At 70.8% G+C, this 13,879-nt stretch carries 12 protein-coding genes; 3 read left to right on the top strand and 9 right to left on the bottom strand.

Annotation, left to right across the window (positions count from 1 at the left end):
* Positions 1-5 precede the first annotated feature (5 nt).
* Genes IEX88_RS19125 through IEX88_RS19115 form a run of 3 tightly spaced genes read right to left on the bottom strand, consistent with a single transcriptional unit; the run spans position 6 to position 3,009 of the window.
* The gene (locus tag IEX88_RS19125; RefSeq protein ID WP_188853789.1) at positions 6-983 is read right to left on the bottom strand and encodes a FecCD family ABC transporter permease; all 978 of its coding nucleotides are present in this window, start codon (positions 981-983) and stop codon (positions 6-8) included.
* Positions 980-1,966 (bottom strand): FecCD family ABC transporter permease, encoded by a 987-nt coding sequence (locus IEX88_RS19120; RefSeq protein WP_210319299.1) that lies wholly within the window; start codon positions 1,964-1,966, stop codon positions 980-982. Before IEX88_RS19120 ends, IEX88_RS19125 begins: the two co-directional genes overlap by 4 nt.
* On the bottom strand, positions 1,963-3,009 hold the full coding sequence (locus tag IEX88_RS19115; RefSeq protein ID WP_188853786.1) for an ABC transporter substrate-binding protein: 1,047 nt from the start codon (positions 3,007-3,009) through the stop codon (positions 1,963-1,965). Before IEX88_RS19115 ends, IEX88_RS19120 begins: the two co-directional genes overlap by 4 nt.
* 459 nt (positions 3,010-3,468) lie before the next feature.
* On the opposite strand from IEX88_RS19115, the gene IEX88_RS19110 reads away from it, so the two are divergent.
* Positions 3,469-4,986 (top strand): aminotransferase-like domain-containing protein, encoded by a 1,518-nt coding sequence (locus tag IEX88_RS19110; protein WP_188853784.1) that lies wholly within the window; start codon positions 3,469-3,471, stop codon positions 4,984-4,986.
* Positions 4,987-4,989: 3 nt separating this feature from the next.
* On the opposite strand, the gene IEX88_RS19105 is transcribed toward IEX88_RS19110, so the two are convergent.
* The 5 genes from IEX88_RS19105 to tauA form a co-directional block, all read right to left on the bottom strand.
* Positions 4,990-5,748, bottom strand: a complete 759-nt coding sequence (locus tag IEX88_RS19105) for a sulfite exporter TauE/SafE family protein (protein WP_188853782.1) — start codon at positions 5,746-5,748, stop codon at positions 4,990-4,992.
* Positions 5,749-5,751: 3 nt separating this feature from the next.
* Positions 5,752-7,266: an aldehyde dehydrogenase family protein gene (locus tag IEX88_RS19100; protein WP_244640359.1), complete on the bottom strand. Its 1,515-nt coding sequence runs from the start codon at positions 7,264-7,266 to the stop codon at positions 5,752-5,754.
* A gap of 136 nt (positions 7,267-7,402) precedes the next feature.
* Complete coding sequence (locus tag IEX88_RS19095) at positions 7,403-8,278, bottom strand: ABC transporter permease subunit (RefSeq protein ID WP_188853780.1); 876 nt, start codon at positions 8,276-8,278, stop codon at positions 7,403-7,405.
* A gap of 1 nt (position 8,279) precedes the next feature.
* Entirely contained in the window at positions 8,280-9,065 is a 786-nt protein-coding gene (locus IEX88_RS19090) for a taurine ABC transporter ATP-binding protein (protein WP_188853778.1), read from the bottom strand.
* 88 nt (positions 9,066-9,153) lie between these two features.
* Entirely contained in the window at positions 9,154-10,149 is a 996-nt protein-coding gene (gene tauA / locus IEX88_RS19085) for a taurine ABC transporter substrate-binding protein (protein WP_188853776.1), read from the bottom strand.
* Positions 10,150-10,415: 266 nt separating this feature from the next.
* On the opposite strand from tauA, the gene IEX88_RS19080 reads away from it, so the two are divergent.
* A complete protein-coding gene (locus IEX88_RS19080) occupies positions 10,416-10,793 on the top strand; it encodes a nuclear transport factor 2 family protein (RefSeq protein ID WP_188853773.1) in 378 nt (125 codons plus the stop codon).
* Positions 10,794-10,809: 16 nt separating this feature from the next.
* Positions 10,810-12,198 (top strand): NAD(P)/FAD-dependent oxidoreductase, encoded by a 1,389-nt coding sequence (locus tag IEX88_RS19075; protein WP_188853771.1) that lies wholly within the window; start codon positions 10,810-10,812, stop codon positions 12,196-12,198.
* A gap of 95 nt (positions 12,199-12,293) precedes the next feature.
* Here IEX88_RS19075 and IEX88_RS19070 read toward each other — a convergent pair whose 3' ends face one another.
* A complete protein-coding gene (locus tag IEX88_RS19070; protein ID WP_188853769.1) occupies positions 12,294-13,874 on the bottom strand; it encodes a gamma-glutamyltransferase family protein in 1,581 nt (526 codons plus the stop codon).
* Positions 13,875-13,879: the final 5 nt, after the last annotated feature.

Here is a 13,879-nt window from a genome sequence, read left to right as displayed (position 1 = left end):
GTCGGTCAAAGCTCGCCCTTCTCCATTTCGCGCGACAGGCGCCACAACAGGTAGGGCGCGCCGAGCGGGCCGGTCATCACGCCGATCGGCAGGACGAGACCGGGGATCGCCAGCCGCGCCGCGAGGTCGGCCAGAAGCGTGACGGCGGCGCCCGCGCCGGCCGCTGCGGCCAGTCGGCCGGAAAGGCTTTGGGCCCCGGTGAGGCGCGCGCCGAGCGGGGCGGCCATCAGGGCAACGAAGGGAATCGGCCCGGCAACCGCGACGCCCGCCGCCGCCAAAAGTACGCCCGTCGCCGCCAGGCGCCAGCGCGCCGGCTCGACCCGGAGGCCGAGACCGGCGGCGAGGTCGTTGCCGAAGCCGAGCAGGTCGAGCGAACGGACCTGCAGGGCGAGCGCCATCGCGAGCGCCGTCCCGATCCCCCAGACCTGGAGCGCGTGGCTCCAGTCGCGCGCGGCGAGCGAGCCGGACAGCCAGCGCTGCGCTTCGGCCGCTTCGGAACTCGGTAGCCGCGTCATCAGGAAGGTGCCGATGGCGGCGGTGGTGAAGCCGACGCCGAGGCCGACGAGGACGAGGGTGACCGCCGGCGTCGCCTGTCCCGGCCGGTGGGCGAGCCCGGCGACGAGCACGGCGGCGGCAAGGCCCCCCGCCGCGGCGACGAGCGGCAGCGGCAGCATCAGACCGGCACTGACCGAAGCGAGAACGGCGAGCCCCGCGCCCGAGGTGAAGCCCATGATGTCCGGCGCCGCCAACGGGTTGCGCAACAGGCTCTGGAAGACCGCGCCGGAGAGGCCGAGCACCGCCCCGGCGCCCAGCGCCACGGCGACGCGCGGGCCGCGAATGACGCGGATCGTCAGCGCGCCCGGCCCGTCGCCGCCCCAGACGCCCTGCCAGAGATCGCCGAGGCCGAGCGGCACGTCGCCGAGGGTCAGCGACGCCGCGCTGGCCACGACCAGGAGGACGACGAGGAAGACGGCGCCCCTCATGCCTGCGCCCCCGGCTTCAGGCGGCGGGCGATCCAGATGAAGACGGGCCCCCCGAGCAGGGCGGTCATGACGCCGGCGCGGATCTCGGCCGGGGCGAGGAGCAGGCGCCCGGCGGTGTCGGCGAGGAGCAGGATGCCGGCGCCCAGAAGGGCGGAAGCGACGAGTTCGCGGCGCAGGGAATGGCCGGCGACGCGGCGCGCCAGCGGCGGCACCATCAGGCCGAGAAAGGCGATGGGACCGGCGACCGAGACCGCCGCGCCGACGAGCAGCGTCACCGCGAGAAGGGCGAGCGCCTGGATCCGGCCGGGCCGGGTTCCGAGGCCCCGCGCCAGCGCGTCGCCGAGCGAGAGCAGTTCCAGCCGCGGCGCGGCGGCCAGCGCCAAGACGGCGCCGGACAAAACCACCAGCGCCATCATGGCCACCGGTCGCTCGATCGCCCAGGCGAGCGAGCCGGCCATCCAGAAGCGGAACACTTCCAGCGCCTCGCCGCGGACGAGGACGACGGCGGAGACGCAGGAGAGCAGCAGCGCGTTCAGCGCCGCGCCGGCCAGCGTCAGCCGGACCGGGCCGGCATCGCCGCTGAGACCGCCGCCGAGGACGAAGACGGCGAGCGTCGCCAGCGCCGCGCCGGGAAAGGCCAGCGCCGTGATCAGCCCGCCATCGGCGCGGCCGAGCAGCAGCGCGCCGAGGACCACGGCGAAGGCGGCGCCCGCATTGACGCCGAGAAGGCCGGGATCGGCCAGCGGATTGCGCGTCAGCGCTTGCATGACGCTGCCGGCCATGCCGAGGGCGGCGCCCGCGACGAGCCCCGCGCCGAGCCGCGGCAGCCGGATGGAGAGGATGGCGACATGCGCCGGATCGAGCGGATCGGGTGCCGTGGACGCCTGCCAGAGGTCGAGCAGCGAGACCGGCCGCACGCCCCAGGCGAGCGTCACCGTCATTGCGGCCAAGAGAAGCGCGAGGATCAGCGTCCAGCCTCTCACGGCGCGAGCCCGGCGGCCACGGCGGTCGCGACCGGGGTGTCGGGGAGGCCGTCCGATGCGGCGGCCAGATCGGCCTCCAGCGCCGTCAGCGCGAACGGCAGGGAGAGGACGCTGCCATGCGACATGGCGCCGGAGACCAGCGGCCCGGCGAAGACCTCGCGCCCCTCCCGATGCGCCGTCAGCGTCCGCCGCATGGGCAGCGCGGCAAGGTCGGGCACGGCGGCGAGACCCGAGATCCAGACGAGGACGTCGGCATCGAGCGGCGATAAGTCCTCCGGCGACAGGGCGACGTAGAAGCCGTCCGGCCCGGAGAGCTCGGTGACGCCCGCCGTCAGGCGAAAGCCGAGCTCTTCGAGAAAGCGGGCGCGCGTGTCGACGCCGGTGAAGGCGCCCGTCTCGCCGCCGGTGTGGTAGGCGGCGACCGCCGTCTGGCCGGCCCAGGCCGGATTGCGGGCGCGGGCCGCGGCGAAATCCCGGGTGGCCGCCGCCACCAGTTCCTCGGCCCGGCCGCTGCGTCCGAGCGCACGGCCGAGCGTGCGGGTCATCACGTCCCAGGGCGTGCCGTAGCCGGAATAGCGTGGCTCATGCACGAGCACCGGCGCGATGCGCGACAGGACCGCGTACTCCGCCTCGGAAATGCCGGCGCCGATGGCGACGATCAGGTCGGGGGACAGCGCTGCCACCTTCTCCATCGACACCTCGCCCGCGAGCAGCACCGGCTCGGCACCGCCGAGAAAAGGCTGCGCCCAGGGCCAGACGCCGAAGGGGTGATCGCCATACCAGTAGCGGATGGCGAGCGGCGGCTGGCCGAGCGCCAGAAGCGTGTCGTGCGTGGTGTAGCCGAGCGAGACGATCCGGCGCGCCGGTTGCGGCAGCACCGTCTCGCCATAGGCGTGGACGAAACGCAGCCCCTCCCCTGCCGCGGCGGCGGGCGGGGCTCTCAGGCCGCAGGCCACGAGGCCGCCAACCAGGCCGGCAAGAAAATGACGGCGATGCGGGCCGACGCGGTGCGGCGGCCGATCGACTGGCGCTGCCGTCGTCAAGTCGCGCCTCGCACGCGGGTAGGCGTCGACAGCCCGGGCGCCACGGGACGCTTGGCGGCGAGCTGCCCCGTCATGGGCGGGCACCGTGGCCAAACCGCCGACCGATAGCGCATCTCGCCATCCGCTGCGTCCATGCCCTTCCTGCTCCCTGCTGACCACCGCTCTGGACTTCGGTCTCGGCACGCCTTGCCGCCGCCGCGCGACCAAACATGAGTAGGAATTTCAAGTAAAGAGCTTGGGTCGCAAGCGTACCGAGATAAGGGCTTTTGCTGTGCAGCAATGCCGCAACAGACGGCAACGGTCAGCCGCGGGCGAGTGCGCCCGGGTCGAAGGGGCGCCAGGGCGTTTTGGCGGGCCCGCTCCATGCTGCAGTGCATTGAGCCCCGGGGAGAGATCCACTAGCATCGGCGGTGCGGCGGCGCAGGCGCGCGCGCCATCCATCGGGACCGCCAGGATCGCATGCAGAACGACAGTCACGGCTGGCAGGCGCTGTTCGAGGGCATGTCGCGCAGCGGCCAGTCGCTGCAGCTGCAGATTCGCCAGCGGCTGATCGGCGCCATCAGCGAGGGGCGGCTGCCGAGCGAGACCCGCCTGCCCTCCAGCCGGCGTCTGGCGGCGATCCTCGGCGTCGGCCGTAACACGGTGACGCTCGCCTATCAGCAGCTGCTCGACGACAAGGTGCTCGACAGCCGCGAGCGCAGCGGCATCTTCGTCGCCGGCGGGCAGCAGGAACCGCGGCGCCGTCGCCCGCAGGCCGTCGCGGGGTCCGGGCCCGCATCGGGACCAGAGGCTGGAGCGCAGGACGCCGCGGATTTCGAGCCGCGCTTCGCCTTCCGGCCGAGCCGCATGCGCCAGATCGTCAAGCCGCGCGATTGGGCGGGCTATCCCTATCCCTTCCTGTTCGGCCAGTTCGATCCCTCGCTGTTTCCGCTGAACGACTGGCGCGAGAGCGTGCGCGCCGCCTCCAGCGCCAGCGAGGTGGGCGAATGGTCGGTCGACATGATCGACGACGACGACCGCGATCTCGTCGCGGAGATCTGCACAAAGATCCTGCCGCGGCGCGGCATTTGGGCGACGCTCGACGAGGTGACGATCACGCTGGGCGCACAGCAGGCGCTCTACATGCTGGCGCGGCTGTTCGCGGGCCCGTCGATCCGCGTCGGCATCGAGGATCCCTGCTATCCCGACCTGCGCAACATGCTGGAGGTCGGCGGCGTCACGCCAGCGCATCTCACGCTCGACCGCCAGGGCGCGGTGCCCGATGCCGTCTTCGCCGCCTGCGACGTGGTCTTCCTGACGCCCGGCCACCAGTGCCCGACGACGGTGACGATGGAGCCGGCGCGCCGCGAGGCGATCCTCGCCAGCGCGGAGCGCACCGGCGCTCTGATCGTCGAGGACGATTACGAGGCCGACCTCTTTCCCGAGGACGCCGAGCCGCCGGCGCTCAAAAGCATCGATGCCCACGGCCACGTCGTCTATGTCGGCAGCCTGTCGAAGGCCCTCGCCCCCGGCCTGCGCCTCGGCTTCGCCGTCGCCCGTCCGGCGATCATCGAGGAATTGAGGGCGCTGCGCCGGATGATGCTGCGCCATCCCCCGGCCAACAACCAGCGCGCCATGGCCATGTTCATCGCGCTCGGCCACCACCGCAGCCATGTCCGCCGGCTCGGCCTCGTCCTCGCCGAACGCGCCCGCCTGATCGAAGCCCGGCTCGACGCGCTGCCGACGGGCTTCCGCTGGCGGCGCGAGCCCGGCGCGACGAGCTTCTGGATCACCGGCCCCGCCGGCTTCGACGCAAGGGCCATGGCGCTCCAGGCGCGCGAGGCCGGCGTCCTGGTCGAGCCCGGCGATATCTTCTTCGCCGACCCGCAGAACGGCCGCGCCAGTTTTCGCCTGGGCTTTGCCGCCATCCGAGCCGAGCGGATCGACGGCGGCATCGACCGGCTGTTGCAGGCGATCGTGGCGGCGCGGACGGCGTAAACCTCAGCGCCCGAGAACGCCCTGCGCCCCCGTGAGGACGGCGATTGCCGCCAGCACCGACAGGGAGGCCATGCGGTGGTGCGTGCCGCCGCTGCGGCGAAAGACGCTCTCGCCCGCCCAGGTCCCGGCCAGCATCAAAGGCAGGCCGAGCGCGACGAGGCTGGCGGTCTTCAGGCTCCACAGCCCGGCGATGGCCGTCGTCAGCAAGGCGACGGCCGCGGTGGCGGTGAAGAAGGTGACGAGCGACGCGCGTGCCGCCGCCGAGGGAAGCGCGCTCGCCATGTAATAGGCGACGACCGGCGGTCCCGGCATCGCGGCGAGGCCGTTGAACAGGCCGGCAACGACCCCGAACAAGGCGGTCGCGGCGCCGCGCGGCGGGCGGGCGAACACCCGGCCGAGACCTAGCGCCACGACGGCGAGAAGGCAGATGGCCGAGATCAGGAGGCGCGCCGTCGCCGGCGACACGGCCACCAGCGCCAGCGTGCCGAGCGGCGAGCCGAGGACGGCACCGGCCATCAGCCAGCGCAGCGAGGGCCAGTCGCAGAGTGCGTGCAGCCGCCGGACATCGGACAGGCCGCCGAAGAACTGCAGCCCGACCGCCACCACCACGGCCTCGGCCGGCGGCATCACGAGGCTCATCAGCGGCACCGCCGCGATGCCAAAGCCGAAACCGGTGAAGCCGCGCAGGAGCGCCGAGCCGGCGATCGCCAGCGCGACCAGCAGGAAAACCCGGCCGTCGAAAAGGCTCGCCAGGGCCTCCATGCCTCAGCCGAGATCCACGACGATGGTTTTTACCCGGGTGAAATGCTCCAGCATGGCGGCGAGCGAGGCCTCCTTGCCGAGGCCCGACTTCTTGAAGCCGCCATAGGCGAGGTTCGGCTGGATGGTGAGCGTCCGGTTGACCTGGATGAAGCCGGCCTCGATCCGCTGCGCCATCGTCAGCCCGCGCTTCAGGTCGCGCGTCCAGAGCGTGGCGGCGAGACCGAAATCGCTGTCGTTGGCGGCTTGCAGTACGGCGGCGTCGTCGTCGAAGGGCACGAGACAGGTCACGGGACCAAAAATCTCCTCGCGCATCAGCACATTGTCCTCGGTCGCGCCAAGGCAGAGCACCGGCAGCACGAACAGGCCGTCCTTCAGAAGAGAGTCCTGCGGCAGCCGGCCGACCGTCCGCAACTCGACGCCGTCTACGGACGCCCCTTCGGCCAACAAGGCTTCGATCTTCTGCTTCTGCCGGACATTGACGACGGCGCCGGCATCGGTCGCCTCGTCGAGGGGATCGCCGATGACCATGGCCTCCAGGCGAAGGACCAAAGCATCCAGGAAGCGGTCGTAGAGGCTGCGGTGGACATAGATGCGGCTGGATGCGGTGCAGCTCTGCCCCATGCGGGTGAAGCGCATGCCGGCGAAGGCGCCTTCGACGGCCCGGTCGAGGTCGGCATCGCCAAAGACGATCATCGGGCTCTTGCCGCCGAGTTCGAGGCTGACCGGCATCAGCTTCGTCGCCGCCATGGCGTGGATCGCTTCGCCGACCGGCTGCGAGCCCGTGAAGGTCACCTTGGCGACACGCGGATGCAGGACCAGCGGCCCGCCGCAGTCGGCGCCCGTGCCGCAGATCACGTTGAGGACGCCGGGCGGCAGGGCGTCGGCAAGGAGTTTCGCGGCGGCGATGGTGGCGAAGGGCGCCTCCTCCGAGGCCTTCACCACCACCGTGTTGCCGGCGACGAGGGCCGGCGCGATCTTCAGCATCATCAGGACGAGCGGCACGTTCCACGGCAGGATGGCGGCGACGACGCCGAGCGGCTCGCGCAGCGTATAGGCGAGCATGCCGGGATCGTAGGGCACCGTCTCGCCCTTCAGCTCGCCGGCAAGGCCGGCATACATCGACAGGATGTCGACGGCCGAGCCGAGCTCGGGCCGGCATTCCGTGCGGATCGCCTTGCCGGTCTCCAGCGCCAGCAGCGGCGCCAGATCGGCGATCTCCGCCTCGATCCGCCTTGCACCCTCCGCGACGGCCTTGCCGCGGGCGCGGGCAGCGGTGTCCCGCCAGGCGGGAAAGGCGCGGACGGCGGCCGCGACGGCCGCGGCGACATCGGCCTCGCCCGCCGCGGGCGCCCGGCCGAGCACGCCGCCGGTGGAGGGATCGAGGACATCGAGCGTTCCGAGGTCGCAGCTCGCGACCAATGCCCCGTCGATCAGCTGCCTCTCCTCGACGCTCTCGAACAGAAGGCGGGCGCCGTCGGGAAGGCGGTCGCGCACGGGCGCGGCGGGCATCATGTCCATAGAAAATCCTGTCGGGTGGGTATGCGCGCCGGATTGCGGCGCAGCCAGTGGCCGAGCGGGGCCGGCCTGGCGGGTCTGTCATTCTCTGGTTCTGCTACATCGTGGCGGTGCGGTCCGGGGTCGGGGTCCTCGGCGCCTAGACCTTGCCCTTCCAGGGCACCAGCCAGCGCTCCAGCCCGCGCATGCCGAACTCGAACAGGATGGCGAAGAAGCCGATGACGAAAATGCCCATCATCACGATGTCGGTGCGCAGGAAATTCGAGGCGTTCAGCACCATCTGGCCGATGCCGGCGGTGGCGGCGACCATTTCGGCGGCGACCAGCGTCGTCCAGCCGACGCCCATGCCGATCCTGAGGCCGACGAGGATTTCCGGCAGCGCCGCCGGCAGCACGACATGGCGCACCACCTGCCAGCGGCTGGCGCCGAGCGCCCGCGCCGCATTGATCTGGTCCGCGGACGCCGAGGCGACGCCGGAGCGGGCGGCCAGTGCCACCGGGGCGAAGCAGGCGAGGAAGATCAGGAGGATCTTCGAGGTCTCGCCGATGCCGAACCAGATGATCACCAGCGGCAGATAGGCCAGCGGCGGCAGCGGCCGGTAGAACTCGACCACCGGGTCCATGATGCCGCGCGCCACCTTGTTCATGCCCATGGCGATGCCGGCGGGAATGCCGATCACGGCGGCCAGCAGAAACGCGCCGACGACGCGCTGCAGGCTGGCGAGGACGTGCACCGAGAGCGGCGCGCCGTCCATCTTGCCGTCGACGGCGTTGAGGAAGGCGGTGAAGATCGTCTCCAGCTTCGGCAGGAACAGCCCCCTGACCAGGCCGAGATGGGTCACCGTCGCCCAGAGGGCGAGGATCGCCAGCACCGTCAGCGTGCTGATCAACCCGGTGTTCAGCTCGCCCAGACGTTGGCGGCGCCGCGCCGGCACCGCCTTGGGCGGCGGCGTCTCGGTCGCCGTCGGGGCAACGTCGTCAAGGGCCTTGGCCACGGGGTCGCTCGCATAGGTCATGTCATGCCCCTTCGAGGACGGGCTGGTCGCGGTGGATCTGGTCGAGCACTTCCTCGCGCATGGCGATGAAGTCGGGCGAGGATTTCACCGCCCGGGCGTTGCGCGTCTCGAGGAAGCGGCGGCAGAAGTCGAGCGGCACCACCTTGCGGATGCGGCCCGGCCGCGGGCTCATGATGACGAGACGGGTGGCGAGAAAGATCGCCTCCTCGACGTCGTGGGTGATGAAGAAGGCCATCTTGCCGGTCGCCGACCAGACGTCGAGGATCAGCTCCTGCACCTGTTCGCGGGTGAAGGCGTCGAGCGCGCCGAGCGGCTCGTCCATCAGGAGCATGCGCGGGTCGGCGGCGAGCGCCCGGGCAATGCCGACGCGCTGCTGCATGCCGCCGGAAAGCTCGTAGATGCGCTTTTCCGCGAACTCGGAGAGGCCGACGAGATGCAGCATATGCAGCGCCTTGTCGCGGCGCTCGGTCTTCGCCATGCCCTGCATGCGCAGGCCGAAGGCGACATTGTCGACGACCGAGAGCCAGGGCATCAGCGCGTGCTTCTGGAACACCACGCCGCGGTCGGCGCCCGGCCCGCGGACCGGCGCACCGTCGAGCAGGATCTCGCCCGAGGTCGGCGCGAGGAAGCCGGCGATGCACGAGAGGAGCGTAGTCTTCCCGCAGCCGGAAGCGCCGAGGGCGACGACGAAATCGCCCGAGCGGATCGCGAGATCGATGCGCGACAGCGCCACCGTGCCGCTTTCGCCTTCGCCGTAGTGCACGCTGAGATTCTTGATTTCCAGCATGGTGCTTGTCCTCTCTCGCTGCCCCGTCGGGTTTATCGACGCGGGTCGGAGCCGCCCGTACGCGCCGGACGGCGCCCTGATCCGCCGATTATTTCGCTGCTGCTTCGGCAAACTCCTTGGTGACGAAGGCCGCGTAGTCCGGCGCCAGCTCGGTGACGCGGCCCTGCTCCATCAAAAACTCCGACGTCGACTTCAGTGCCGCGGCCGCGCCGCCGCCCAGCCATTTCGGCGAAACCTGCTCGGCGAGCGTCGGGAAGACATAGGCGGCCATGCCGGCCGGAACGTCCGCGGGCGTGGCACCCGTCCACTTGGCGACGGCCTGGACCTCGGGCGAGGCCTCGGCCCAGCCGGCGCCGTCCTTGCGATAGGCCTCGTCGGCCTTGGCCAGAAGCGACACGAACTTGACCATGAAGTCCTTGTTGTCGGCGGCGAATTCGTCGGTGACGACGAGCCCGTCAAAGGTCGGCTTGCCCTTGGCCGAGATGTCGCCGGCGCTGACCAGCACGGTGCCGTTCTTCTTGGCGACGGTCAGCACCGGGGCCCAGATGAAGGTCGCGTCGACGTCGCCGCGCTCCCAGGCGGCGGCGATTTCCGGCGGGCGCATGTTCAGCATCTTGACGTCGTTTGGCGACAGTCCGGCGTCCTGCAGCGCATAGATCAGCTGGTAGTGCGCGGTCGAGACGAAGGGCACGGCGACGGTCTTGCCCTTAAGATCGGCGATGGTCTTGATGCCGGCATCGTTGCGCACGACCAGCTGCTCGGCATTGGCGATGTCGTCGAGGATCCAGAAAAGCTTCAGCGGCAGGCCCTGCGAGGCGGCGGTGGCGACCGGCGAGGAGCCGGCCTCGCCCATGTCGATATCGCCCGAGGCCATGGCGCGGATGACGTCGCCGCCGCCGCCGAACTTCACCCACTTCACGGTGTAGCCCGTCTCCTTCTCCAAGGCGCCGCTCTCCATCATCACCCGGATCGGGGTCATCATGTCCTGGTAGGCGAAGGTCACTTCCTTGTCGGCAGCGACGGCGAGGGCCGTCCAGCTGACGAAGGCCCCGAGGGCGGCGGCGAGGGTCAGGGTCTGGCGCATGAAAGGTCTCCGTGGCGGGGGTCGGGGCGGTTGGATCCCGTCCATAGAGCCCCTGCAACCGCCGTGCCGGAAGGACCAGACCGGTGCCGTTTCACGCCCCGTCTGGCTCCATCGGCTTCATTGCAAGGCAGTTTCAAATGCAATGATGAGAAAATGGGCACAGTCCACCACTGCGCGAAACTGGCCCACGGGTGCCCGCGATCTGGCTCTACTCTCCCGGTCCGCGGCGCGCGCATCGTGCCGCCCACAGCATCGAGGAGACTGACATGACCGACCCGACATTTCGACTGGCCCTCCTCGACACGCTGTTCGAGGCGTTCAACGCGCATGATGTGGAGGGGGTGCTCGCCTGCTTCGACGACAACGTGGTGTTCGAGACTGCCGTCGGGCCTGAGCCGTATGGCGCCCGCATCACCGGCAAGGCGGCGACGGGCGCTGCGTTCACCGCGGTCTGGACGGGCATGCCGGACGTGCGCTGGACCGTCGTGCGCCACAGCATCGACGGCGACCACGCCCTGACGGAGTGGCTGTTCACCGGCACCAAGGACGGCGTCGCGGTCGAGCGCGAGGGGCTCGACCTCTTCCGCTTCAGCGGCGACCGCATCGTCTCCAAGCGCGCCTTCCGCAAGAGCGCGGCGGCCTGACCCCGAGGGAAGACCGATGACCCGCAACGAGACCGCCGCCACCCCCGGTTCCCTGCCCTACGATCCGCGCTACGATCCGCTGCGCGAGGCGACGCCCGGCGAGAACCGCGCCTATGCCCCGACCTACTGGATCGCCACCGCCGGCGCCCCGCCGGCCGATGACGGGCCGTTCACCGGCGACGGCGAGGCGGAGGTGGTCGTCGTCGGCTCCGGCTATACCGGCCTTGCCACCGCGATCTTCCTCGCCCGCGAGCACGGCATCAAGGCGCATGTGGTCGAGGCCAACCGCGTCGCCTGGGGCTGCTCCACGCGCAATGGCGGCCAGGGCCAGTCGGCGTCCGGCCGGCTGTCGCGCTCGCAGTGGATCGCCCGCTGGGGCGTCGATACCGCCAAGGCGCTGCACCGGGAGATCGTCGAGGGGTTCGAGGTCTTCAGCGATCTCGTCGCCGGCATCGACTGCGACCCGCAGCCGGGCGGCCATCTCCACATCGCGCATCGGCCGCGCTATTTCGACAAGCTGAAGGCCGAGGCCGAGGTCGCGAACAGCGTCTTCAGCTACGGCATCAAGGTCATAGGACCGGAGGAGCTGCGCCGCGACTTCACCGGCGAAAAGGGCGCCGCGGGCGCTTATCTGGAGCCGCTCGGTACCGGCATCCATGCGGGAAAGCTCGCCTTCGGCTACCTGAAATTCGCCCGCTCGCTCGGCGCCAGAGTCCATCCCGGCAGCCCGGTGACCTCGATCACGAGGGAGGGCGAGTATTTTCGCGTGGTGACGCCGAAAGGCTCGCTGAGGGCGAAATCCGTAGTGTTGGCGACCGGCGGCTATGGCGGGCAAAAGCTGCACCCGGCGCTGAAGAGCCGGATCATGCCGATCCTGTCGAATTCGGTGGTGACGCGGGTCCTGTCCAAGGCGGAGATCGAGGCGGCGGGAATTCGCGCCCGGCAGGTGATGACCGATACGCGCACGCTGCGCTTCTACTACCGCCTCCTGCCCGACGACCGGCTGCAGATCGGCTCGCGCAGCGCCATCGCCGGCGCCGATGCCGAGAACCCGAAACACCTGGCGCTACTGGAGCGCGGCATCGCCGAAAAGTTCCCGGCGCTGGCGGGCGTGGCGCTCGACTATTCCTGGTGGGGCTGGGTCGATGTCAGCCACGACATGATGCCGCGTATCGTCCAGCCGGATGCCGGCGAGCGGCTGTTCTATGCCGGCGGCTATGGCGGCAACGGCGTGTCCTATTCGGCCCAGGCCGGCCGCCGCGTCGCCGCCCTCGTCGCCGGACAGCCGGCCCAGGCTCTGCCCATTTTCCAGGGCCCCCTGCCCGGCCACGCCTTCGCGCCGTTCCGACGCATCGGCCAGAGCCTACTCTATCGCTGGTATCAGGCGCGCGACGAGGCAGCATAGCGGCAACTGATCCGGACGGCCGCATCGCCGTGAAGGTCGCGCCCGGCCGGCGGGCGCGGTGACCGCGCCCGCGAGGTTGGCGCGCAGCCGGCCGATCAGAAGCCCAGCGCCATGCCGTCCTTGCGGCCGTCCGACCCGCCTTCGAGCATCCCGTCGGCGATGCGGATCGCCTGGCTGCCACCGATCGGGCTGGTGACGACCTTCAGCACATGACCGCGGCGGGCGAGCTCGGCGCGCGTCGCCTCGCCGATGCCGGGCTCGATTTCGAGGACGCCGGCGGTGGCAAAGCTGCGCGGCTCGTCCATCGCCGCCTGCAGGTCGAGGCCGCGGTCGATCACCGCCGAGAGGAAGGCCGCGTGTCCCGCCGCCTGGTACTGGCCGCCCATCACGCCGAAAGGCATGAGCGTTTGGCCATCCTTCGTCACCATGCCGGGAATGATCGTGTGCATCGGGCGCTTGCGCGGGCCGATGGCGTTGGGATGGCCCTCGATCAACCGGAACGAGGCGCCGCGGCTGTGGAAGAGGACGCCGGTCGCGGGATCCAGCCGGGTCGAGCCGAAACCGTGGAAGATCGAATTGATGAAGGACAGGGCGTTGCCGGCCGCGTCGACGACGCTGAGATAGATCGTGTCCTTGTGTTCGGGCTCGTCCCAGAGCGCGGCGGTCTTGGCGCGCGCCATGTCGATCCGCGCCCGCAGCGCCGCGATGACTTCCTCCGACAACAGCGTCTCGGCGACGCCCGTGCAATGGTCGTGGTCGGCGATGAGAGCGTCGCGGTGGTGATAGCCGAGCTTGGTCGCCTCGGCGTGGAGGTGCAGGCGGTCGACCTCCTCCATGGCGGCGACGTCGAACCCCTCCATGATCTTCAGGATCACCAGCGCGACGAGGCCCTGGCCGTTGGGCGGGCATTCGTGGACGTCGAAGCCGCGATAATCAGCCGAGACCGGCTCGACCCAATGGGCGCCCGTCTTGCCCTCGGCAAAATCCTCGACAGTATGAAGGCCGCCGAGCGAAGAGAGATGCCCGACCATCCGCGCCGCGGTCTCGCCCTCGTAGAAGCCCGCCGCGCCCTTTGCGGCGATCTCTTCCAGCCGCTCGGCCAGCAAGGGCTGGGCGTGCCGCGATCCCGGCGCGGGCGCAACGCCGCCCGGCAGGAAAACGGCCGCCGCGTGGACGTCGCCGCCGATGACGGCGGCATTGTTCGCCCAGTCCATGGCGACGCGCGGCGTGACGGGATAGCCGTCGCGCGCATAGCCGATCGCCCGGCGGAACAGCTCGGCCAGCGGCCGCGAGCCATGGTCGGCATGGAGAAGGCACCAGGCCGAGATCGCGCCCGGCACGGTGACGGCGTGCGCGCTGGTCTGCGGGATCTCGTCGGTGAGCCCCGCGGCCTTCAGCGCCGCGACCGTGGCGGCGGCGGGCGCCCGCCCGGAGCCGTTCAGCGCCTTCACCGTCTCGCCCTTCGGCGCGTAGAGCGCAAAGCAGTCGCCGCCGATTCCGGTCATCAGGGGATCGACCACGCATTGCACCGAAACGGCCGCAAGGGCCGCGTCGACGGCATTGCCGCCCGATTGCAGGACTTCCAGCCCCGCCGCGGTGGACAGGGGATGGGATGTCGCGATCATCGCACGGCCCGCATAGGTCGAGGGGCGGCGGGCGGAGAAGAAGTCAAACATGGACG

The organism is Aureimonas glaciei (genome assembly GCF_014643375.1).
Lineage (GTDB): Bacteria > Pseudomonadota > Alphaproteobacteria > Rhizobiales > Rhizobiaceae > Plantimonas > Plantimonas glaciei.
The sequence above is the reverse complement of the archived record's forward strand: the minus strand, read 5'-3'. Positions and strand labels throughout refer to the sequence as shown.

Bases quoted from the DNA above. Each gene is read 5' to 3' on its own strand.
- IEX88_RS19125 (WP_188853789.1), bottom strand. From the start codon at position 983: ATGAGGGGCGCCGTCTTCCTCGTCGTCCTCCTGGTCGTGGCCAGCGCG.
- IEX88_RS19110 (WP_188853784.1), top strand. From the start codon at position 3,469: ATGCAGAACGACAGTCACGGCTGGCAGGCGCTGTTCGAGGGCATGTCG.
- IEX88_RS19105 (WP_188853782.1), bottom strand. From the start codon at position 5,748: ATGGAGGCCCTGGCGAGCCTTTTCGACGGCCGGGTTTTCCTGCTGGTC.
- IEX88_RS19100 (WP_244640359.1), bottom strand. From the start codon at position 7,266: ATGGACATGATGCCCGCCGCGCCCGTGCGCGACCGCCTTCCCGACGGC.
- IEX88_RS19095 (WP_188853780.1), bottom strand. From the start codon at position 8,278: ATGACCTATGCGAGCGACCCCGTGGCCAAGGCCCTTGACGACGTTGCC.
- IEX88_RS19090 (WP_188853778.1), bottom strand. From the start codon at position 9,065: ATGCTGGAAATCAAGAATCTCAGCGTGCACTACGGCGAAGGCGAAAGC.
- tauA (WP_188853776.1), bottom strand. From the start codon at position 10,149: ATGCGCCAGACCCTGACCCTCGCCGCCGCCCTCGGGGCCTTCGTCAGC.
- IEX88_RS19080 (WP_188853773.1), top strand. From the start codon at position 10,416: ATGACCGACCCGACATTTCGACTGGCCCTCCTCGACACGCTGTTCGAG.
- IEX88_RS19075 (WP_188853771.1), top strand. From the start codon at position 10,810: ATGACCCGCAACGAGACCGCCGCCACCCCCGGTTCCCTGCCCTACGAT.
- IEX88_RS19070 (WP_188853769.1), bottom strand. From the start codon at position 13,874: ATGTTTGACTTCTTCTCCGCCCGCCGCCCCTCGACCTATGCGGGCCGT.